Source organism: Alteromonas sp. ABH4_454, assembly GCF_056311775.1.
This window is the reverse complement of record NZ_CM149972.1, coordinates 1,940,259-1,962,168: the sequence shown is the minus strand read 5'-3', so window position 1 is coordinate 1,962,168 and position 21,910 is coordinate 1,940,259. Positions and strand designations below refer to the sequence as shown.

At 45.3% G+C, this 21,910-nt stretch carries 18 protein-coding genes and 1 pseudogene; 2 read left to right on the top strand and 17 right to left on the bottom strand.

Annotated elements, in window-relative coordinates; all coding sequences use genetic code 11:
* Positions 1-158: 158 nt before the first annotated feature.
* The 4 genes from betI to ACYX4W_RS08515 form a co-directional block, all read right to left on the bottom strand.
* Positions 159-734, bottom strand: coding sequence for a transcriptional regulator BetI (betI, locus tag ACYX4W_RS08530; RefSeq protein ID WP_476075276.1), 576 nt, complete (start codon positions 732-734; stop codon positions 159-161).
* Positions 735-806: 72 nt separating this feature from the next.
* Entirely contained in the window at positions 807-3,230 is a 2,424-nt protein-coding gene (locus ACYX4W_RS08525) for a TonB-dependent receptor domain-containing protein (RefSeq protein WP_476075275.1), read from the bottom strand.
* Between the two features lie 256 nt (positions 3,231-3,486).
* A complete protein-coding gene (locus tag ACYX4W_RS08520; protein WP_474808159.1) occupies positions 3,487-5,121 on the bottom strand; it encodes a SulP family inorganic anion transporter in 1,635 nt (544 codons plus the stop codon).
* An 11-nt stretch (positions 5,122-5,132) separates the two neighbouring features.
* Entirely contained in the window at positions 5,133-5,786 is a 654-nt protein-coding gene (locus ACYX4W_RS08515; protein WP_476075274.1) for a carbonic anhydrase, read from the bottom strand.
* A gap of 159 nt (positions 5,787-5,945) precedes the next feature.
* On the opposite strand from ACYX4W_RS08515, the gene ACYX4W_RS08510 reads away from it, so the two are divergent.
* Both ACYX4W_RS08510 and ACYX4W_RS08505 read left to right on the top strand, forming a co-directional pair.
* A complete protein-coding gene (locus tag ACYX4W_RS08510) occupies positions 5,946-6,914 on the top strand; it encodes a hydrogen peroxide-inducible genes activator (protein ID WP_474808162.1) in 969 nt (322 codons plus the stop codon).
* Positions 6,915-6,930: 16 nt separating this feature from the next.
* Entirely contained in the window at positions 6,931-7,827 is an 897-nt protein-coding gene (locus ACYX4W_RS08505; protein ID WP_476075273.1) for a LysR family transcriptional regulator, read from the top strand.
* 1 nt (position 7,828) lies between these two features.
* Here the strand turns inward: ACYX4W_RS08505 and ACYX4W_RS08500 are convergent, their stop codons facing one another.
* From ACYX4W_RS08500 to ACYX4W_RS08440, 13 genes and pseudogenes are all read right to left on the bottom strand, one after another.
* A complete protein-coding gene (locus tag ACYX4W_RS08500) occupies positions 7,829-8,839 on the bottom strand; it encodes a M48 family metallopeptidase (RefSeq protein ID WP_476075272.1) in 1,011 nt (336 codons plus the stop codon).
* A gap of 5 nt (positions 8,840-8,844) precedes the next feature.
* Entirely contained in the window at positions 8,845-10,068 is a 1,224-nt protein-coding gene (locus tag ACYX4W_RS08495; protein WP_476075271.1) for a YjgN family protein, read from the bottom strand.
* Positions 10,069-10,157: 89 nt separating this feature from the next.
* The gene (gene ppnP, locus ACYX4W_RS08490; protein ID WP_476075270.1) at positions 10,158-10,442 is read right to left on the bottom strand and encodes a pyrimidine/purine nucleoside phosphorylase; all 285 of its coding nucleotides are present in this window, start codon (positions 10,440-10,442) and stop codon (positions 10,158-10,160) included.
* A 34-nt stretch (positions 10,443-10,476) separates the two neighbouring features.
* Positions 10,477-11,067 (bottom strand): DUF938 domain-containing protein, encoded by a 591-nt coding sequence (locus tag ACYX4W_RS08485; protein ID WP_476075269.1) that lies wholly within the window; start codon positions 11,065-11,067, stop codon positions 10,477-10,479.
* 23 nt (positions 11,068-11,090) lie between these two features.
* A pseudogene (gene metH / locus ACYX4W_RS08480) lies at positions 11,091-13,717 on the bottom strand (methionine synthase).
* Between the two features lie 9 nt (positions 13,718-13,726).
* The gene (locus ACYX4W_RS08475) at positions 13,727-14,794 is read right to left on the bottom strand and encodes a homocysteine S-methyltransferase family protein (protein ID WP_476075268.1); all 1,068 of its coding nucleotides are present in this window, start codon (positions 14,792-14,794) and stop codon (positions 13,727-13,729) included.
* 3 nt (positions 14,795-14,797) lie between these two features.
* Positions 14,798-15,736, bottom strand: coding sequence for a homoserine O-succinyltransferase MetA (gene metA, locus ACYX4W_RS08470; RefSeq protein WP_476075267.1), 939 nt, complete (start codon positions 15,734-15,736; stop codon positions 14,798-14,800).
* 122 nt (positions 15,737-15,858) lie between these two features.
* Positions 15,859-16,293, bottom strand: coding sequence for a DUF2802 domain-containing protein (locus tag ACYX4W_RS08465; RefSeq protein WP_476075266.1), 435 nt, complete (start codon positions 16,291-16,293; stop codon positions 15,859-15,861).
* A gap of 59 nt (positions 16,294-16,352) precedes the next feature.
* Positions 16,353-16,844, bottom strand: a complete 492-nt coding sequence (locus ACYX4W_RS08460) for a chemotaxis protein CheW (protein ID WP_136780770.1) — start codon at positions 16,842-16,844, stop codon at positions 16,353-16,355.
* Between the two features lie 17 nt (positions 16,845-16,861).
* Entirely contained in the window at positions 16,862-17,668 is an 807-nt protein-coding gene (locus ACYX4W_RS08455) for a chemotaxis protein CheW (RefSeq protein WP_476075265.1), read from the bottom strand.
* 7 nt (positions 17,669-17,675) lie between these two features.
* A complete protein-coding gene (locus tag ACYX4W_RS08450; protein ID WP_476075264.1) occupies positions 17,676-18,440 on the bottom strand; it encodes a ParA family protein in 765 nt (254 codons plus the stop codon).
* A 28-nt stretch (positions 18,441-18,468) separates the two neighbouring features.
* The gene (locus ACYX4W_RS08445) at positions 18,469-19,599 is read right to left on the bottom strand and encodes a protein-glutamate methylesterase/protein-glutamine glutaminase (protein WP_476075263.1); all 1,131 of its coding nucleotides are present in this window, start codon (positions 19,597-19,599) and stop codon (positions 18,469-18,471) included.
* Positions 19,600-19,627: 28 nt separating this feature from the next.
* Positions 19,628-21,898 (bottom strand): chemotaxis protein CheA, encoded by a 2,271-nt coding sequence (locus tag ACYX4W_RS08440; RefSeq protein WP_476075262.1) that lies wholly within the window; start codon positions 21,896-21,898, stop codon positions 19,628-19,630.
* Between the last annotated feature and the right edge of the window lie 12 nt (positions 21,899-21,910).

Genomic DNA, 21,910 nt, shown 5'->3' with positions numbered 1-21,910 from the left:
CTGGCCCCAATTACGTTAAAGCTCATTTAGAAAGTGTAGTTAATTAAAAAGGGCGGTTCGATTTATCTCGAACCGCCCTTTTTATTTTTCTAATCAGTATTCGCTCGGTGGTACTTATACGCCAGCCGCGAGTACTTGTTTAACTTCCGTTTGCTTATTTATTTTCCGTATTGAGCCACTAAATCGCGAACGTACTGCTTACAGCGCACCACAGCTTCCGAAAAATCACCGTTCCCTACGCTTCCCATAGAATAGCGCAGCCAATACCCATCAATGAGTGCAGCGGTGGACGCAGCGGCATTTTTAACCTGCTCCGGCAGAAGTAACTTGCGATAGCTAAACGCTAAGTTACGTTCTAAGCGTTTGTGGTTAATACATTGCAAACGATGCAAACCTTCATTGTGCAGCGATAGCGCCCAAAAGTTAAACCAAGTATTGGTGGCTGAACTCGCCCCCTGCGTTTGCGAAAAGTTGTTCTCAATGATGAAGTCAATACGCTGAAGTGGATCGTCAATGCGCTTTGTAATTTTAAGCGCATCGAGTAGGTGACGCATGGTTGCTTCAATTAACCCTTGTTTGTCACCGAAATAGTGACTGATTATCCCTGAAGAAAGCCCAGCTCTTTTACTAATTAAGCTAATCGTTGTTCCGTGATAGCCCACTTCTGCCATCACTTCTAGCGTTGCTTCAATTAATTGCTTCTTACGAACTGGCTCCATTCCCACCTTGGGCATGCTACAACTCCAAACCTTAAATCTAAAAATAACCTGCAACAGCGCTATGCTGTCGCAGGTATGATATCACGATTAAAAGGTTAAGCGTGCGTTGACTGCAACAGCGCGAGGTGCGCCAATCCAAAATGCACCTGGGGCGATAGTAGACGCATAGTCTTCATCAAAAAGATTGTTTACTGTTAAACGCACTTCCAACTCTTCAACACTTGGGCCAATGTTTTCGATAAAACCGCCAATATAGAAGTCGCTAACTATGTAGTCATCAACTTGTGCGGCATTATCAATATCCAAGTAGCGACTATCAACGTACTTTGTAGACAAACCAGCAAAGTAGTTATCGCGTGCCCAATCAAGGCTAATTACAGCCATAGTGTCAGGCGTACCGATAACCGTATTACCTTCAATAGCTACCAGTGACACTTCTGGGTTTTCAGGGTCAGCAATGGCTGCCAGCGCATCGTCAAGCGTGTCGTATTCCGTGCCTGAACTTCCTACCGTAGCAACGTATTCAGAATCGCTTAGAGTGATAGAGGTAAACAACGAGAACTCATCGGTTAGCATAACGTCTGCTGAAATTTCAAAACCGCTAGACTCTATACCACCCACGTTTTTGTAACCACCAGCAGCCGCTTCAAGAAAGTCTATTCCCTCTGAAGTTTCGTTACTGGTAAATTGGATACGGTCGTTAAACTCAATATTGTAGTAGGTCACACTGGCATTGAAGCCTGGTGATGCATAGCGGAAACCCACGTCGATGTTGTCAGCGGTTTCTGGCTTTATAAAACGGAGGTCGGTATCGTTGCGCTCTAGCTGCGCGTCTTTAATTGCCGCAAAGTTTTCACCGTAGCCTGCAAAGACTTCTAATCCTTCAAATGGCAATGGTGCGACAATACCGGCTGAAAACAGCGTATCTGAATCAGTATTCACCGATAAATTGTTAGCTGAATCAAAGTTGTCCGTTTTTTCAATATCGACGTTAAATTTCTTCGCACCCGCGCGGATGCGCGCAAAGCCTAAATCTAGCTCGTCTTCCACATAGTACATTAGAGTATCAACCGGGAATGTTCTGTCGTACTGCACCCAATAAGGTACATTGTCATAATCTACACTGATAGATGAGTTGGTAATTTTGTGCCAGTCACGTGATTCATCACGATCGTAATCTTCCCACCAAATACCAAATCGAACCGTATTATCAAAATCACCAATCTTTGTGTACCAAACGGCATCAGCGTTAAGACCTATACGCTGTTTGTCATAGTGGGTATGACGATAAGAGCCCACTGGGATAGCCCCTTGCTCGTGACAGCCAGGATCGTACTGTGCACCTGCACCGCCATAAGGGAAAGTTAGTGAACTTTGACAACCTTCAATAGGGCTTAACTGATTGCCTTGTCTATCCACAAAGTAAATTTGTCCGAGTTCTTGCCCGCCAAATACCGTGTTGCCAACAACAAGCTCTGAATGGCCTTCTGCGCCGTCGTCAGTAACATCAACGATATATGGAGGCACCCACTCACCACGCCCTTCATTGTCGTGATAATACACGTTGGTCATAAAATCGACCTGACCAATCGTAAATTCTGCCTGTAAATAGGCGAATAAATTTTCGCGTAGCGTAGACCAACCGCGGCGATATGCCTGATCTTGATAAGGCACGCCTGTCCACTCGTCAGTTAACTGATCCCAGTCTGGGTTTTGCTCATATTGCGCTAAGCCATAAATACGCTGGTAGTTATCTTCGTGAGTATCGTCGTAAGACAGATAACCAGTAAGCGATACATCGCTAACGGTAGAGATAAACTTCATCGCTAAATGGTCGCGGGTATTTTCCGCCGCCTGCTGCATAAAGTCAGAGCTTTCTTGACTTGAAAGGCTTATCCAAGCGTAAGTGTCTTTGAATATTTCACCGGTTTCATAACGAACATAGTATTTTGACGCATCAAACTCACCAGCGGTAACGCTAGCGACTAAACCCTGCTCCATCGACGGGTCTATGGTGGTAAAATTTAGCGTGCCGCCTAATGCTTCATGAGAACGAGAAGCGATGTCTGCAGTACCCTGTGACACTTCTACACCATTAACGTTTTCAGTATCGATATAGCGATTTGCTTTAGCACCACCGCCGTAATTTGAGTTACCGTTGGCAATGCCATCTACCGTCATACCTATTTGCTGTTCGTTTAGGTTGACCTGAAAACCACGAATAACGATGGACGTTGACCAATCATCAGCGCCAAAGGTATCGCCTTCGTTAATGAGTACGCCGGGTAAATTGTCCACCGCGGCTAAAACACTGCTAAGATTTGCCTGCTGTTTAAACATGTCGTCGCTGGTTGCGTTATTCGCGTAAGAAACGCTACGACCGACAACCGTAATCTCTTCTATGCGCTCTTCTTCTGCACGTTCCGCCTCTTCCGCCAAAACTTGTGACGATGCAGCCATAGATGAAAGGGCAGCAAGTATTGCTATAGATAATTTATTGTGTGGTTTCATGTGTTTCCCAAAGTAGTTGTGTATTGTTTGTACACTACTTTAGGTAGGTATTGTTACACTTAGGTTAAGTTTAATTGAACAATCAATTAATTAAATTGCTAAATTCTTCCCGGGAGGCTGTGCTCAATTCGACTTGGAAGTTGTAAACTTTCCTCAATAAATCGCCGTGCTACAGGAAAAATTAAGCTATGGGCATAAAAAAGCCCTCCAGAGGAGGGCTAAAAAAGGGAAAGGTTTTGTTTACGTCAAACTCTTATTACGATTGCGTTGCGGCTTGAAAACTCGTGTTGCTTTCAGTCCCGGCTACTTGCTTTTTTGCATAAAGCAAAGCGTCGTGAAGAGTCTCGAAGTTAGGTATACCTGGATGGGCTTCATTTACGCCCTCAAGCACTTTGTTAACTTCAGCATTTGCACCGCAAATTACAAGCTGTCGTCCAGCTGCAAGTGCGTCTGATGTTACCGTATCAACTGCCATTGCTGCCGATACATCCATAAGTGGAACACGCGAGAAGTCTAGTATGGTGACTTTAGAACCCGGCTTCACGCGCTCACGAACGTGGTGACCTAAATCGGCGGCAGCGCCAAAGCTTAGTGGTCCACCAAAGCTAAAGATTGAAACTTTGTCTTTAAGTGACTCTAAAAGCTCATTCTCTTTAGGGTCGTTTAGCGACTCAGGGATCTTTTTAAGTTCTTCAATTTGAAGCTGCGCAATTTGCTTAACGTATGCAAGTGCAGCAAATACAACGCCCACGCCAACCGCTGTAATCAAGTCTACAAATACCGTTAGTGCAAGCACCATAATCATTAGGCCGAAGTCCCAGCGCGGTCCTTTGTGTGCACGTTTCAGGTAGCTCCAGTCGATGATATCTAAACCAACTTTAACCAGAATACCAGCAAGTACTGCGTGAGGAATTTGCGCTGCTAACGGGCTAAGTCCTAATACGATTGCAAGCAAAACAAGCGCGTGGACCATACCTGAAATGTTGTATTTACCACCGCTGCGGATATTAACAACCGTACGCATGGTCGCGCCCGCGCCCGCGATACCGCCAATTAGACCAGCAAAGGTGTTACCAATACCTTGACCGATTAACTCTTTATTACTGTCGTGACGAGTACGTGTCATGTTATCAGCAACAAGAGACGTTAATAGACTATCGATAGCGCCCAGTACAGCAAGAATGAACGCTGCTTCAAGAATTAGCAGTGCCTTACTTTGGTCAAAAACTGGTAGGTGAAGACTTGGTAAACCTGTAGGAATATCGCCAAGAATTGGTACTGAAAGCGCCAAACTTACTAGCGTGCCTATGATTAACGCAGCAAGTGCACCTGGCACATACTTGCCTAATTGAGGTGGCCATTTGTAGGCAATGACTAATGTACCTAAACCTAATGCAAGGGTAGCAAAGTCAATATCAGCAAGGGCTGTAGGTAGGTAAGACAGTGCGCCAATGGTACCGCCCGGAGGCTCATGACCCAACAGTCTGCCTAATTGGAGGATGATGATTATAGCACCAATGCCCGACATAAAGCCTGAGATTACCGGATAGGGAACCAAGCGGATATATTGACCTACGCCAAGCACACCAAAAACAATTTGGAATATACCCGCCAATATCACCGCTGTGAATATAAGACTGGCATCGCCAGAAAGGCTTGCAAATAGGCCTGCAAGTACCACCACCATTGGCCCTGTAGGACCTGAAATTTGCGCAGGCGTTCCACCAAACAGTGCAGCAAAAAAGCCAACGGCGATAGCACCGTAAAGACCAGCCATTGGGCCAAGACCTGACGCTACACCCAGCGCAAGCGCCAGTGGCAAAGCAACGATACCGGCTGTTAAACCGCCGGTAAAATCGCCTCGTAAATTAGAGAGATTAATTTTAACCATAGTGTTTGACCTTATTCACCGCGCGAAAGCTGTGCTTCAGCAGCGCTCTGGTCCATGGCTTCAAACTCACCGCTTTCAGCGTTGTAGCAAAGCACATCACCTTCGCCGATGTTGTAAACCCATCCGTGTAGCTTAACCTGGCCTGTAGCGATTTTCGCAGCAACAGACGGGTGAGTACGAAGATGCTGAATTTGTTGAACAACATTTTCTTTTGTTACCGCTTCTAAATCTTCTAGCGACAAATCTGAATGACCGCAGCGTTCTTTAACTACGTCAGTTGCCACACGACAATGGCCTAGCCACTCTTTAACGTGTGGCAACGAACTCAAACCTTCTGGGTTAATCGCACCTTTCATCGCACCACAGTCGGTGTGACCACAAATAACAATGTGAGAAACGCCCAGTGCAGCAACTGCAAATTCGATAGATGCTGTCATGCCACCGGTTTCATTACTGTGAGGAGGAACGATATTGCCTGCGTTACGGCAAATGAAAAGTTCGCCTGGGTCAGTTTGTGTTACGAGGTTAGGGTCGATACGTGAGTCTGAACACGTAATGAAAAGCACTTCTGGGTTTTGGCCGTTTGCTAACTTTTGAAACGTAGCCTTTTTGTTCGGATAAACTTCTTTCTGAAATTTAGCCACACCAGAGATAACGTGATCCATATATAACTCCCAATTTTTTTAATAATTGTAATGATTATGTAATTACGCCAGTTTCACCTGATAGATTAATAGTTTAATATACTAACTCGCGATAGCTAAATACTATCACAACCAAAACATCATCAATTATAAGTCTAGTAAGAGAAGGCTATTTTCACCATGCAATTTAACGGAAAGACCCCGTCAATAAACCAAATCCGCTATTTTGTAGCTGTGGCTAAGTACTTGAGCTTCAGACAGGCTGCGGGAATACTAGGAATTAGTCAGCCTACTCTGACCAGTCAAATTAGTGCACTGGAAAACCTTTTAGGCTTAACTTTATTTGAGCGCTCACGCACCGGCACGCTTTTATCACCACAAGGTAAAGCGCTGCTAGATGCGGCTGAAGAAGTATTACAGGCCTCTCAGAGGTTCGGCGAAATTGCTCGTGACTTGTCTCAGGGGGAAACGGTGACATTCCGATTGGGTATTCCCCCAACACTTGGCCCTTATTTGCTCCCTTTCGTTTTGCCCGATTTACACAAACGTAAACCTGGCTTGCGTTTTTACGTACGTGAAGGCGCGCCTAATGCCCTACAGCATGGTCTTTTGCGGGGCGAGTATGACTTAATTTTATCGCCACTTTCGGGCGAGAACTCACAATTGATAACCCAGCCACTTTTCAAAGAGCCGTTGAAATTTGTCACACCATCCGATCATAAATTAGCGGGTGAGGCCTATGTTAAACCAGAAGAATTAAGTGGTGAAAAAGTACTAACGCTAGAAGACCGTCATCATTTTCACCATCAAGTACAGCGTATTTGCGATGAAATTGGTGCCGATTTACAGCGTGATTACGAAGGAACCAGCCTAGATACTTTGCGCCAAATGGTAGTAATGGGGATGGGTGTGGCTTTTTTGCCTGGTCTTTACATACATTCAGAACTACACAAACCTGAAGCACTGCATGTGTGTGAAATCGCAGATATGCCCATAGAGCGTCAGCACTCTTTGGCATGGAGAAACACGGCGCCAGGCAGGAAAACCTTTAGAGAGATCTCTATTATCATAAAGGAGATCATCGAATCTCGTCTTTCTGACGCAGTCACTATTGTTAGCTCCGCGTCTAGTTCACCTCAGAAACGTTAATCTAAATATAGCCACTATGATTGATAGACACCATTTAAAAATAGTACGAGCGATTGACGCTGAAGGTACCATGACGGAAGCAGCAAAATCGCTTTTTCTTACCCAATCAGCGTTAAGTCACGCGATGAAGAAATTAGAAGCGCATTTTGACGTGCCGCTTTGGAAAAAAGAAGGCAGAAGGCTAACGCTCACCCAAGCCGGTCAAAGTGTTTTAGGTCTTGCCCACAGGGTCTTACCACAGTTTGAACACACCGAAGCCCAGCTTCAAAAGTTTGCCGACGGAAAACAAGGCATATTGCGTATTGGGATGGAATGCTACCCATGCTTCGAATGGCTGTTAAAAGTTGTCGCGCCGTTTTTAAAGGCCTTCCCCGATGTTGATGTTGATGTACGCCGTGCATTTTCGTTTGGTGGATTACAGGCACTTCACGGGTACGATATAGACATTTTACTTACGCCCGACCCGCTGCATCTTGACACTATTACCTACACGCCCGTATTTGAATACGAGCAAGTACTGGTTATGGATAAACATCATAACTTAGCAGAAAAGTCATTTGTAACGCCAAAAGACTTAAGTAATGAAACCCTTATAACTTATCCGGTGGAGCAAAGTCGCCTTGACGTATTTACGCATTTTCTTACACCTGCCAACTGCACGGTCAAACAGCACAAAACCATTGAAACCACTGAAATTATTTTGCAAATGGTAGCTGCTGGTCGCGGTATTACCGCTTTACCAAAGTGGCTTGTTGAGGAGGCAAAGGAAAGTGAATTGCTATGCACAAAATCTATGGGTGAAGCGGGCGTGACTAAAACTCTATATTTGGGCCATCGCAACGCTACTGACGCGCTGGGGTTTGTAGATGACTTTATCGCAATGTCCCAAACTCTTTCGCTTAGCACCTCATAGGTTATTTTGCCATTCGTGCATTATCAATACGGTCTTGTACAAGTGGATGGGAACTAAACCAGCTATCAACGTCTGACTGCTCTGTGGCTAACGTTTGGAATGCTTCCATAGCAGCCGCGAAGTCAGCGGGATCTTTACCCAATGCTTTTAATTGACCAATAGCGTAGTTGTCCGCTTCCCATTCATGAGCTTTGCTAAATTGATTTTGAACTACACTTGTTCCTACGCCTAGAACACCATCTAAAACGCCACTCAAGTCGCCAAAAATATAACTTATCGCAAGGGTTGCGAATAGTGACTCTGCAATAAGCTGCATGGAATGATTGTTTTCTACATGCCCTACTTCATGCAGAAAAATAGCATTTAATACGTCTTGATTTTCCTCAACCAAAGCGATGAGTTGGTCGGTAAACACAATAGTGCCATCAGGTAAGGCAAAAGCATTGGGACCTAGTACGTTAGAGTGGCGAAAGTGCACGCGGTAATTTTTATTTTCCGTCTCTATTTGAGCTAATAGTGAATAAAAACTGTTAGCGTGTAATTCCTTTGATTCGGTACTAAGTTCAGATGGCTTAAGTAAAGTGCTATCGAGCGCGGCCAAGGTATGTTGAGAACCGATTTCTTTTATGCTGTAGGGAACATATTGAGAAAACGACACGGCAATTCGAGGAAGTGCTTGGGTGAATAGTCCATAAAGAAGCAAAGGCACAAGTATTATACTTGCCATTAAATACGACTTTTTCGACTCTAATTTACTCACCCCTACCCATTGATTTTTATCAAGCCAGGCATCTTCCTCTGGGCTAGACGACCACATAAGTAAATCACCGCCATCCAAAGACACTTCTCGTGGTAACCCCGCAAGTTTTGTGCGAGTTGTCATCTCTGACCTGTGTACCCGTTTAGAAGTGCCATTTTGGTCAAAGAAAATAACCAGCTCGTCGCCCTCAATATTACAGGTCACAATATCTGAACTAACACCGCTTGCGTAATAGTAATGTGATACCGACACAGCAGTTAACCTAAAGCAACGTCTACATCAAATAAAGTCGCAGCTTCCTCTGCTACCGCACCAGCAGAACCAGAACTACCAATAAGTACCTGATCAAAACCTTCAAGCACTTTTACTTCAGTGGCGTCGGCGAATAATTTTGCAGTTCTCACTTTTGCCCAAGGAAGCGCCATTCCTAAAGTTAGAACAATCGCTAGCGCATTGACTAAGCGCAGTTTGATGAGTGCACCTGCTGCTAGCGATGAATTAAATTGAGCAACGTTTTCAAGTTGTGTTTTTTGGAAAATGTGATTCCTAATTCGAGCATTGTAGTAACCTGATACTACAGCGTAGGCTACTAAGTAAAACAAAACTAACAGTATTGGTGCTAGAGCTGAAACAGACGACGGTTCACCGTTAGACATTGCCACAGCGCCAATACCTAACACAAAAGACGAAACTAGCATTAAGCAAAGAGAGATAAACAGCACACCAACTGATGTTCGATAGTATTTGCCCGTTTCCAGCGTGGTGGAAAAGGATTTATTGCCAAAACATGATTCGTTTACTAAAAACGCATCAATCTTCTTTAATACCCAAGGCATAAGCAAGTACAGAGTAAATATGCTTGCAATAGGCAAGAGTACAAATAACGCAAAGGCTTCTCCCCACCGGCCTTTAAAAGAAAATCTAACGTTTCTATATGCCGTCATACGAAGCCTAAAACGCATACTCATAATAATTAAAGCAGGCGTTAATGCCATGAGAATAAGTGCGAAAATAAGCGCAGCAGCGGGGTTTATCGTAGTTAGAAAAAAATAACCACCGAATAAAATTACGGCAATTATCCGCCCCTTTAAAATTTGTAGCGGTTCAGCAAGGTAAGAAAAGCGATGACCATCAAGCTCTGTATTGCTATAGAAATAGCGTTTGGTACGCACCGTAGCCCATGCAGAATAAATACCTAAGGTAACAATACTCAGAAGTAAATTAACTATCCATATAGAAAAAAACTCACCCGCTTTACCATGAAACTTAATCTGCTCGGTACGGGTTATTTTATCATTCGCTTTACTGATTGCTTCGTGTGATGCGTGCAACTTACTTTTTCTTTCAGCGATTAAGGCCGAAATCTTGGCAGCGCGTTCTGGATACTCAGCAGCGTCTATGGAGTTTAACGCTTGGGCAAGTTCTTCTAGACTATAACTTTCGTAGTCGGGCATGGGGGTATATGCATTGTCATCCGTCATGGCAACGTTTCATCCTTGATTTGTTTTTTATAAAGCTACGCAAAATTAACGCACATGGCAAGATTGCGTAGCTATTAGGTCTTTTACGTTTAGCTGTAAAAGCAAAGGTAAGCGGTAGGCGTAGACACTTTTACGTCAAAAGATGCATCTGCAGGCACATTAAAACTGGTACCTGTGGCGAAAGATTGCCATTCGTCACTTCCCGGTAACTTAACCACTAGCTCACCTTCTACCACTTTCATTAACTCTTTATGAGAGGTAGAGAAAGTATATTCACCTGGTGACATTACCCCTGACGTACAAGGGCCGTTTGCAGATTCAAACGCGATCGAGCTCACTTTGTTGTCGAAATAATGGTTTACTTTAAAGCTCATAGCTACTCCTTTGATTGATGCAATTGATACTTCTTTAGCGCTTTTCCCAAATAAGCATATGGTTGTTGGCGGGCATATCGATAATATCTTGCAAGCTTAACTCGCCTGCCCAAGCAGTAAGCTCGTTGATATCGCGGTAACCACCACAGCCACGCGCTAAGAGCGAAGCGTGGAAGGCTTGGTTACTTTCAGAGGTAAATTTACCGCTGTGTGTAAAAGGGCCATACTGACAAAATATGCCCCCTTTAGGTAAGTGCAACGCTACTGATTCCATGAGTAGCTTTGCCTCTTCTTTCTGCATGATATGCGCGGTGTTTGCCGTAAAAATACCGTCTACGTCGAGGTTGGGAAATACATCTTGCCCCACAGTGAATGCAATGGGAGGTTTCACATTACCCACACTTGCATCACTCAGCCAAGCGGCAATACCCTCGTGGTAGTGTGGTTGATCGCTTGTGTGCCAAATAAGATGGGGCAAGTGTTCAGCCAAAAATACGGCGTGTTGCCCCGTACCGCTTCCTATCTCTAAAACTTGTCGGCAGTTAGCAAATGTACGTTCAAGCACGCTCAAAATAGCGCGCTTGTTGTTTTCACAGGCCTGACTAAAAGGCTTTTCGATTTGCATATACCTTCCCTGCCTTATTAGTACTAATCACTTAGGTTAGGCCCTAACCACTTTTCAGCTTCTTCTAGCGTCCAGCCTTTACGTGTGGCGTAATCTTCTACCTGGTCGGCTTGAATTTTAGCAACAGCAAAATATTTCGAATCAGGGTGAGCAAAATACCATCCGGATACCGAAGCTCCCGGCCACATAGCATAGCTTTCGGTTAGCTTCATACCTGTGTGCTGTTCTGCTGATAGCAGATCCCAAATGAGACTGCTTTTCAGTGTGTTCTGGACACGCCGCATAACCGGGTGCAGGTCGAATGCCCTGATACTTTTCGCGTATCAACTCTTCATTGCTTAGTGATTCGTCTGCGGCGTAGCCCCAGTAGTGCTTACGTACTTGTTCGTGTAGATATTCTGCAAACGCTTCGGCAAGCCTGTCTGCCACCGCTTTAACCATAATGCCGTTGTAGTCATCGCCAGTCTGAATATAGCTATCAGCAAGCTCGTCTTCACCTATACCACCGGTGACGGCAAAAGCCCCTACATAGTCGTTTATGCCGCTGGATTTCTCAGCAACAAAGTCCGCCAGACAATAGTTAGCGAATTTGTCTTTTAGCGTTTGCTGCCTCAGGTGATGGGCAACGCCTTGGACCTCACTTCTAGATTCATCGGTATAAATCTCAACATCATCATCAACGCGGTTAGCAGGAAACAAGCCGATAACGCCTTTCGCCTGAAGACTGTTCTCTTCGATAACTTTATCTAACATGGCGTTGGCGTCGTTAAACAGTGACCGGGCCTGCTCTCCTACTACTTCATCCTCGAGTATACGCGGGTATTTTCCTGCTAAAGACCACGTTAAGAAAAATGGCGTCCAATCAATGTAGTTGCGTAGCGTAGCTAAATCGGCGGTTACCGGTGTAACACCTAAGCTCGCAGGTTTTACCGGTAAAGTCGTATAATCTGGCTTAAAAGCATTTTCTCTCGCCTGAGCTAACGTCACCGGCTTGCTGCGCGGCTTTTTACGGGCGTGCTGTTCACGTACCGTATCGTATTCTTTTGCCAGTTCTTCTGCATAAATATCGCGAGACGCTTTGTTTAGAAGACGCTGACATACTCCTACTGCTCTACTTGCATTTGGAACATAAGCCACAGGCGCATGGTAATTTTGTTCAATTTTTACTGCGGTATGCGCTTTAGACGTCGTCGCCCCGCCAATAAGTAAAGGAATATCAAAGCCTTGACGTTCCATTTCTTTGGCTACGTGAACCATCTCATCAAGTGATGGCGTAATAAGGCCTGACAAACCAATCATATCAACATTTTCATCTTTAGCGGTTTGTAAAATTGTTGCCGCTGGCACCATCACGCCAAGATCAATCACTTCAAAGTTATTACACTGAAGTACCACGCCTACGATATTTTTACCGATATCGTGAACATCACCTTTTACCGTAGCGAGAAGAATTTTACCGTTGCTTTTAGCATCGTCTGACTTTTCTTCTTCAATGTATGGCTGTAAATGGGCTACCGCTTTTTTCATAACGCGAGCCGACTTTACTACCTGCGGAAGGAACATCTTACCTTCACCGAATAAATCCCCTACTACGTTCATGCCATCCATCAATGGCCCTTCGATAACGTGTAACGGGCGCTCAGCTTGCTGGCGCGCTTCTTCGGTGTCTTCAATAATATAATCGGTAATTCCTTTAACAAGCGCATGTTCTAATCGCTTATTCACTTCTTGCTCGCGCCAAGATAAATCTTCCTTCGCGGCAGCCTTACCATCACCTTGATAATTAGGGGCAATATCAAGCAAGCGCTCTGTGGCATCACTTCTGCGATTTAGAATCACGTCTTCAACCGCATCTCGAAGTTCAGCGGGAATTTCGTCATATACCTCTAAGCTGACCGGCATTAACGATTGCCATATCCATACCCGCGCGAATAGCGTGGTACAGAAACACCGAGTGCATAGCCTCGCGCACTGGGTTGTTGCCCCTGAAAGAGAACGAAATATTAGAAAGGCCACCAGAAATATGTGAGTAAGGGCAGGTTTTACGTATCTCGCGGGTAGCTTCGATAAAATCAACCGCGTAATTATCGTGTTCTTCAATCCCCGTTGCTACTGCGAAAATATTGGGGTCAAAGATAATATCTTCAGGCGGAAAACCAACTTCTTCAGTCAAAAGCTTGTAGCTACGCTGACAAATTTCAACTTTGCGGGTTTGTGTGTCGGCCTGCCCGGTCTCGTCAAACGCCATCACTACGGTTGCAGCACCGTAGCGCTTTATTAGCTTAGCTTGGTTTAAGAAGAGTTCTTCACCTTCTTTTAAGCTAATCGAGTTAACTATCGCTTTACCTTGTACACACTTAAGCCCGGCTTCGATAATCTCCCATTTAGACGAGTCGATCATAATGGGAACTCGGCTAATATCTGGCTCAGAAGCGATAAGGTTTAAAAATGTGATCATGGCCTGCTTTGAATCAAGCATGGCCTCGTCCATATTGATATCAATGATTTGGGCACCGTTTTCTACCTGCTGTCTTGCGACATCAAGTGCGGTTTCATAATCACCCTCAAGAATAAGACGTTTAAAGCGAGCAGAACCTGTAACGTTAGTGCGCTCACCGATATTAATAAATGTTGAAAATTCTGCGCTCATAATGCCCTCCTAGTGTACAAACGGCTCTAGGCCTGACAAACGCATTTTAGGTTTAAATTCGGGAATCTTGCGTGGCGCGAGACCTTCAACCGCATTGGCAATATCGCGAATGTGCTCTGGGGTACTGCCACAACAACCACCTACGATATTTACTAGCCCTGATTGCGCCCATTCTTTGATGTGCTCGGCCATCTCTGGACCTTCCATGTCGTATTCGCCAAATTCGTTAGGCAAGCCTGCATTAGGGTGTGCGGATATGAAGCACTCACTAACATTAGCCACTTCATCGACGTATTGACGCAATAGATCTGGGCCCAGTGCGCAGTTTAAGCCGAAGGAAAACGGACTAATGTGTCGCATTGAGTAATAAAATGCTTCCGCGGTTTGCCCCGAAAGCGTACGCCCTGAAGCGTCGGTGATAGTGCCTGACACCATCACGGGCAAAGACTTACCGAGCTTTTCAAATACCGACTCTACGGCAAACGCTGCCGCTTTCGCGTTTAATGTATCGAAAATAGTTTCGAGCATGATTAAATCTGCACCGCCTTCAATGAGCGCTTCGGTAGACTCGCTATACGCTTCCACTAGTTCGTCAAACGTGACGTTGCGCTTACCTGGGTCATTAACGTCAGGCGAAATAGACGCCGTGCGGTTTGTTGGACCTAATACACCGGCCACGAAGCGGGGTTTTTCAGGTGTTTTTGCGGTGAATTCATCGGCAGCTTTACGCGCTAACTTAGCCGCAGCCACATTGATATCCCGTGATTGAGCCTGCATATCATAATCGGCCATTGCGATAGTCGTAGCATTAAACGTGTTCGTTTCAATAATGTCCGCACCAGCTTCAAAATAATCACAGTGAATTTGGTAAATAATATCGGGCTGGGTTAGCACCAACAAATCATTGTTACCCTTAACATCGCAATGCCAGTCGGCAAACTGTGTCCCGCGGTAATCTTCTTCTTCCAACTTGTGGCGCTGGATCATGGTGCCCATGGCGCCGTCTAATATAAGAATGCGTTTTTTAGCGGCTTCTGTAAGCGTTGCCTGCGCGCTAGAAATTTGTCTTTGGCTCACGTGCTACCTCTTTGGCTGTGACTTTTCAGCAAGCTGACTTAAATCGTAAGGCGTGGTCTGATAAACATAATAATTCAGCCAGTTTGTAAACAATAGGCTGCCGTGCGAGCGCCACTGTACTATAGGAGACTTGGCTGGATCATCCCCTTCAAAATAGTTTTTCGGCATTGCTGTAGTTTGACCCGCGGCAATGTCCCGTAAGTATTCGTCTTTAAGCGTATCAGGGTCATATTCTGGATGGCCTGTTACAAACACCATTCGCTTGTCTTCAGATGCCACAATATACGCACCTACATCATCAGATTCTGCCACAACACTCAGCCCATCAACACTGTTATACAGCGAAGTATCGATATGCCCATAACGAGAATGGGGAGCGTGAAACGTAGGGTCAAAACCTCTTAGCAGTTCATTGTTAGGGTCGTTCACTTTATGTTGAAAAACACCAGAAAACTTTTCGTCTCTGATCTCTCGGGTTATGCCATAGAAGTGATACATAGCCGCATGGGCAGCCCAACACAGGTATAAAGTAGAGTTAACGTGTCGCTGTGCCCACTCCAATATGGTGGTCATGGTGTCCCAATACTTCACTTCCTCATAGTCGATAAGCGCTAGAGGCGCACCAGTAACAATAAGGCCGTCGTATTTCTTATTCGCGACTGCTGAAAAGTCGTGATAGAAAGCATCCATGTGTGACTGGGGAGTATTTTTGGGTGCTTGATTATCAATGCGAATCAAGTCTACGTTTATTTGCAGCGGCGTATTCGATAGCAGGCGAAGTAACTGTACTTCTGTTTCTATCTTGTTCGGCATCAAATTAAGAATGCCGACTTCAAGAGGACGAATATCCTGATTGGCAGCCCTGTCCATGTCCATGGTAAAAATGTTTTCACCTTGTAGTACGTTCTGCGCGGGTAACTGCTCAGGAATACGAATTGGCATAGAGGGCTCCAGTGATAAATTACAATACCTGTATTGTGTCTATAACTGGCGATATGTCAACATCTTTACGTCTAGACGTCTAAACGTTTTCTTTGTAAGGCGAGTTTATCAGTACCAAACAACTAGCTGTTCTGTTTATGCACCATAACTAACATCTCAGCTTCAGCGCGAGGAATGTCACAGGCCTCAATAATTTCGTCGATGCTGGCACCTTGCTTAACTAAGTCTGCAGCACGTTGATATAGGCGTAGGGAAGGATCTTGAAGTTTGAGCTCTCGAAGCTGATTTTCAATATCAGTTTGTTTTTCGTCTAGCTCTTGAATGTGGCGAGTAATGACCAATGTGCGTGCTTGCGCCTCGGTTTGTTGGTTATTTGCATCTTTAGCGAGCGCTTCTGCTCGCGCAATTGCAGAAGCACTATTTTGCTCACTATCGCTTAAAGCTGTACGTAACTGCTTAACGTGCGAATATAGAATACTTACAGTAACAGCAAGCACAACGATAAAGCCGCACAAAATAAGTTCAATTAAGGTAGGTGCAGCAAGCTGCCATTCCATGGACATAACCCTTGGGGAAATGGAGGCGACATAGACAATACATGCCGCCTAATCATTATTTAGATATTGCTAAGCTCATCCCACTCTTCGTCGCTGAGCAATTTATTTAAATCAACAAGAATAAGCAGTTCGCCATCACGATTGCTAACCCCTTGGATAAATTTAGCGCTTTCTTCAGTACCAACGTTAGGGGCGCTGTCGATTTCTGAAGATTTTAAGTACACCACTTCTGCGACACTATCCACTAAGATACCGACAACCTGTTCGTCCGACTCTATGATAACTATACGAGTGTTGTCTGTGATTTCCGTTGGCGGCAGCCCAAAACGCGCACGGGTATCAATGACGGTTACCACGTTACCACGCAAGTTAATAATACCAAGCACATAATCAGGCGCACCGGGTACAGGGGCTATTTCGGTATAACGCAGTACTTCTTGTACTTGCATTACGTTAATACCGTACGTTTCTTCACCTAAGCGATACGTCACCCATTGAAGGACTTCATCGTTACTGTCGCTAGCGTTATTATTCATTCTTTCATCGCTCATGAACCTGGCTCCCAATACTATGGCGTCTGGTCGTTACTGCCTAAGCCTTTGTTAAGCATAGATATTAATTCTTCAACGTCAATTAACGCACACATTTTTTCTTTAACCATCCCTGCTAACCAGGGACGTTTACCTGTGGACTCGCGCCATTTAACATCATCGGTAGTCAAATTGACTGTGTTTACAAGCTTTTCGCTTGCTAATCCCCACGCACTCTCTCCTAACATTATAAGATATCGGTAGTTGAGCGATTGTGCGAGATTTTCGTCGTATTTTTCTGGCATTACCCATTTTGCAGAGTCAACAACACTTAGTTTAGACTCTCTGTGCAACATTACACCCATAAACCAGTCAGGTTTTCCAAATAAAGGGCCTATTTTTTCAATTTGGTGGATTCCCCCTAGCGAAGTTAAGGGAACCGCAAGCGTTAGCCCTGCAACCTCAAAGAATAGCGCCTGAAAGCGGAAACCGAGAGTATCCTTTAGTGGCGTTTTTAAACTCTCAGGAGCACTTACCTCACTTTCTTTTTCTGCCTGAACAGGTACGTCAACGTATGAATGCGGCTTTTCGCTATCAATCGTCTTTAAATTTTGACTTTCAATTAACGAAGAAACCTCTTGAGCTAACACTTCTTCTTTGTCGACGTGCGCTTCGCTATCGCTAGCCGTTGAGACAAGGGCTGACTCAGCCATTTGCTGAGAGGCCTGCTCAAGCAATTTTGCCGTGCGCGCAGTGACATCTTCCGGAGTTTCGGGCTCTTTCAGAAGACTGTCTAGGTATGCCTCCATCACTTCTTCACGGGCAAATGGCGATTGCTTGCTCATGGTTTTGTTATTTCTCCAATACGGCTAACAGTTTATTGTAGGCATTTACACCTCTTGTCTTCGGGTACGCAGCAGAGATAGGAAGCTGCACCAAACTCGCATCCCTAAAATGAGTATCCACCGGGATAACACCTTCCCACACACGTTCACCGTAATCACCCATTAAGCGCTTTCTCGACGCTAATGCGGCGTTTGTTCGTTTATCGAACAAAGTAGGAATGATCAGAGTATCAAAAGACTTATTTAATGAACGCCCCATTATTTCCATAGTGCGTATCATTCTATCTAAGCCTTTAAGCGCCAAATATTCTGTCTGAGTCGGAACAATAACCTTATCGCATGCCGCTAAGGCATTAACCATTAACACGCCCAATACAGGCGGGCAGTCGATGATAGCAAAGTCGAACTCATCGGCTATTTTAGCAAGTGCTTTTTTTAGCACTAAGCCCATCCCCTGCTCGCTTCCCATGGTTCGGTCTAACGTCGCCAATGCCATGGTTGCGGGTAGCACATATAAATTGTCGAGTTTTGTAGGACTGAGACAGTCCATAACATTATCGGCAGTAATCTCGTTAGACTTAATAAAAATGTCGTAAACAGAATGGCTTGTCGCTTCTGCATCAATACCAAAATAGTAACTAAGCGATGCGTGGGGATCGGTATCTATCATGAGCACTCGCTTGCCCTTTTGAGCGAGCAAGCCGCCAAGGCTTACGGTTGTGGTAGTTTTACCTACCCCGCCTTTTTGATTTGCCACAGTCCACACTTTCATAATTACTGTTCCATTACTGTTCAAACTGCTATCGCATTTCGGTTTGAACGCAACTGCTTATATCATCGATATTAATATTTTTACTCGATATATTAGCCACAGCGACAGCCTGAGGCATACCGTAAACCACACAGGAGTCTTGGTCTTGCGCCCAAATAGTCGCCCCCTTATCCTTGAGTATCCGACAGCCCTCTCTACCGTCTGCGCCCATACCCGTTAAGATGATACCAAGCACGTCGCCACCATAAACTTTAGCCAACGAGCTAAAGGTCAGGTCTACGCTTGGCTTATAATTCACCTTATCAGACTGGCTTGCATCAACGATGGAAATTCGCTTGTTGCTACCGATAGATTCAAGCAACATTTGCTTTCCTCCTGGGGCAAGATAAGCGTGCCCTGGTGCTAAAATATCGCCATGCTCTGCTTCTTTCACTTTAATTTTACAGTTGCTATCTAAACGCTGTGCAAATGCAGTAGTGAAAGTCCCAGGCATATGCTGCACAAGTAAAATAGGATAAGGAAAATCTGCAGGTAGTGGAGAAAGCACTTTTTGAAGTGCAACAGGCCCACCTGTGGACGCCCCAATAGCTAAACATCTGTATTGCTTACCCGTTGCTCTCACTGAGGAAACGGTAGGCTGCTTTGCAGCGTCTTTATGACCAGAAAGTAAACCCGACGTTTTGAAAAAAGCCTGTTTGGGCGCATTGTCAGGGAGTTTTCTCGTCTCGGCGGTGCGAAGAGATGGGCGCTTAACGCCTAACCCTCTTCGCGCGATCAACCTGACTTTAGTGCAAAGTAACCGCGAAGCATCTTTTCTATCTTGGGCTATATCTTCGAATTTCTTGGGTAAGAAATCGAGCGCGCCTGCTTCTAACGCATCTAGCGTTGCCTGAGCGCCATGATGCGTTAATGATGAAAACATTAAAATTGGCGTAGGACGTTTATCCATAATTGCCTTAACGGCGGAAATACCATCCATAACAGGCATTTCAACGTCCATTGTTATTACATCAGGCTTAAGAGCTTCCGCCTTGTCTAATGCATCACGTCCGTTTCTTGCTTCACCTACAACCTCAAGCTCTCTATCTCCTTCGAGAATTTCTCTTACTCGACGGCGATAGAAAGTCGAGTCGTCCACGACTAGGACTTTAAAGACCATGGATTATCATTCCTGTTAATTCATCGCCTTACTTTATAGGTTTACGCGCGTACCGTTTGAGCAGGCTAGGAACATCTAAAATTAATGCAATTCCACCGTCTGAAGTAATTGTTGCGCCAGCCATACCAGGCGTACCTTGCAACAATGCATCGAGTGGTTTAATAACCACTTCTTCCTGGCCTATCAGCGCGTCTACGACAAACCCTACTTGTTGAGTACCAATTTGCACCACAACAACATGCCCCTTTTCTTTATTTATATTTTTGGGGCCTCGGATTAACCATTCACCAAGGAAGAACAACGGAATTGCTTTCGAACGAACTATCATTGTTAGCTGGCCATCTACCGTATTGGTCTTCTTGATGTCCATGTTTATTATTTCGTTCACCGCACCTAATGGTAACGCAAAGGTCTGTTTTCCTACAACAATCATTAACGTAGGTAGAATCGCGAGCGTTAGCGGTACCTTGATATCTAATCGTGTACCTTTTCCTAACTGCGAGTCGATATTGATGGTACCGTTGAGCTGGTTAATCTTGGTTTTAACCACGTCCATGCCCACACCACGACCTGAAATATCGCTGATTTCGGTTTTAGTAGAGAAGCCAGGTGCAAAAATAAGATTAAACGCTTCAACGTCAGACATGCGTGCTGCTGCGTCTGCGTCCAATACGCCGCGGCTAATTGCGATCTCTTTGAGCTTTTCGGCGTCCATACCCTTACCGTCGTCTTCGATAGTAAGAAGAATATGGTCGCCCTCTTGAGATGCTGATAGCTGAACCGTACCCATGCGAGGCTTACCTGCCGCTGCACGATCATCAGGCATTTCTATCCCGTGGTCGACAGAGTTTCGCACCAAATGCACGAGCGGGTCGGCCAATGCTTCAACCAAGTTTTTATCTAAGTCTGTCTCTTCACCTACAAGATCTAAGGTAATTTCTTTCTTTAAGCTTCTAGCCAGGTCACGTACAACGCGAGGAAAACGGCCAAACACTTTCTTGATAGGCTGCATGCGGGTTTTCATTACCGCACCTTGCAAGTCTCCAGTCACTACATCTAGATTAGCAATGGCCTTTGACATGCTCTCATCGTTGCTGTTGATCCCCAAACTTATCAGTCGGTTTCTAACGAGTACGAGTTCGCCGACCATATTCATAATTTGGTCTAAACGCTTAGTGTCTACACGTACTGTTGTCTCAGCAGGTGGTGGAGCAGGAGCCCCTTTTTTATCATCTTTCTTGGCAGGCGCTTTTGGCGCAGCTGCTTTGCTCGTTTTAGCTGGGCTCGCTGCACTGGGTTCTGGCTTCGCCTTAGGCGCAGCCGGGGCACTCGACGCGGCTTGCTTTGCTTTTTGAACAGCTTCGGTAGCCGCTTTGTCTACCGGAGGTTCAGGGGCCGCTGGAGCAGAGCCTTGTTTAGTTGGACCTTGACCAGAACCGTGAAGCTGATCAAGCAGTGCTTCAAATTCATCGTCGGTAATTTCTTCATCTCCGGCACTACTTGCCGGAGCAGCTGCTGATACTGGTTCTGGAGCACTTTTTTCGTCCCCACCAAACTGACCTTTTCCGTGCAGATCATCTAACAGTGCTTCGAACTCTTCATCAGTAATGTCATCACTGTCAGTGCTCGCCGCTGGTGCTGACGTTTGCGCAGGCTCCGTTTTGGCGGCTTCTGTATTGGTTGATGCAGCTTGTCCTGGAGCACCACCTCCATGAAGCTCATCAAGGAGAGCCTCAAACTCATCTTCGGTAATTTCTTCTATACCACCGCTACTTTCACTGGTATCTGACGCTGCTGGCACTGGTTCATCTATAGCTAGTTCCGGCTCTTCTGCAACGACCTCGGGCTCAGCCGCGACAACTTCTGGCTCGGGCGCACTTGCATTGTCGAAAATGTTTTCATCTGGAGATTCTGGGCGACTGAGTTTGTGTAACAGGTCGACGAGGTGAGCATCCGCCGGCTCTAGCGGCTCTTGTGCTTTTACTCTCTCAAACATTTCAACCACCACATCAGTGGCTTGCAAAATGATATCCATTAACTCAGGCGTTAGCGTTCGTTGGCCATTGCGCATGACGTCAAAAACGTTTTCAGCACCGTGACAAATTTCAACTAACTCAGTAAGAGAAAGGAAGCCCGCTCCCCCTTTTACTGTGTGATAGCCGCGAAAAATTGCGTTAAGCAAGTCCGCGTCTTCAGGATTGTTCTCAAGATCAACGAGCTGTTCTTGTAATTGTTCAAGTATCTCTCCAGCCTCAACTAGAAAGTCCTGTAATATTTCCTCGTCAACATCAAACGACATGCACCCGCTCCC

Coding starts and splice junctions, on each gene's coding strand:
- ppnP (WP_476075270.1), bottom strand. CDS start 10,442: ATGAGCTTTAAAGTAAACCATTATTTCGACAACAAAGTGAGCTCGATC.
- ACYX4W_RS08455 (WP_476075265.1), bottom strand. CDS start 17,668: ATGAGCAAGCAATCGCCATTTGCCCGTGAAGAAGTGATGGAGGCATAC.
- ACYX4W_RS08465 (WP_476075266.1), bottom strand. CDS start 16,293: ATGGAATGGCAGCTTGCTGCACCTACCTTAATTGAACTTATTTTGTGC.
- metA (WP_476075267.1), bottom strand. CDS start 15,736: ATGCCAATTCGTATTCCTGAGCAGTTACCCGCGCAGAACGTACTACAA.
- ACYX4W_RS08460 (WP_136780770.1), bottom strand. CDS start 16,844: ATGAGCGATGAAAGAATGAATAATAACGCTAGCGACAGTAACGATGAA.
- ACYX4W_RS08485 (WP_476075269.1), bottom strand. CDS start 11,067: ATGCAAATCGAAAAGCCTTTTAGTCAGGCCTGTGAAAACAACAAGCGC.
- ACYX4W_RS08440 (WP_476075262.1), bottom strand. CDS start 21,898: ATGTCGTTTGATGTTGACGAGGAAATATTACAGGACTTTCTAGTTGAG.
- ACYX4W_RS08520 (WP_474808159.1), bottom strand. CDS start 5,121: ATGGTTAAAATTAATCTCTCTAATTTACGAGGCGATTTTACCGGCGGT.
- ACYX4W_RS08515 (WP_476075274.1), bottom strand. CDS start 5,786: ATGGATCACGTTATCTCTGGTGTGGCTAAATTTCAGAAAGAAGTTTAT.
- ACYX4W_RS08445 (WP_476075263.1), bottom strand. CDS start 19,599: ATGGTCTTTAAAGTCCTAGTCGTGGACGACTCGACTTTCTATCGCCGT.
- ACYX4W_RS08510 (WP_474808162.1), top strand. CDS start 5,946: ATGCAATTTAACGGAAAGACCCCGTCAATAAACCAAATCCGCTATTTT.
- ACYX4W_RS08450 (WP_476075264.1), bottom strand. CDS start 18,440: ATGAAAGTGTGGACTGTGGCAAATCAAAAAGGCGGGGTAGGTAAAACT.
- betI (WP_476075276.1), bottom strand. CDS start 734: ATGCCCAAGGTGGGAATGGAGCCAGTTCGTAAGAAGCAATTAATTGAA.
- ACYX4W_RS08505 (WP_476075273.1), top strand. CDS start 6,931: ATGATTGATAGACACCATTTAAAAATAGTACGAGCGATTGACGCTGAA.
- ACYX4W_RS08495 (WP_476075271.1), bottom strand. CDS start 10,068: ATGACGGATGACAATGCATATACCCCCATGCCCGACTACGAAAGTTAT.
- ACYX4W_RS08525 (WP_476075275.1), bottom strand. CDS start 3,230: ATGAAACCACACAATAAATTATCTATAGCAATACTTGCTGCCCTTTCA.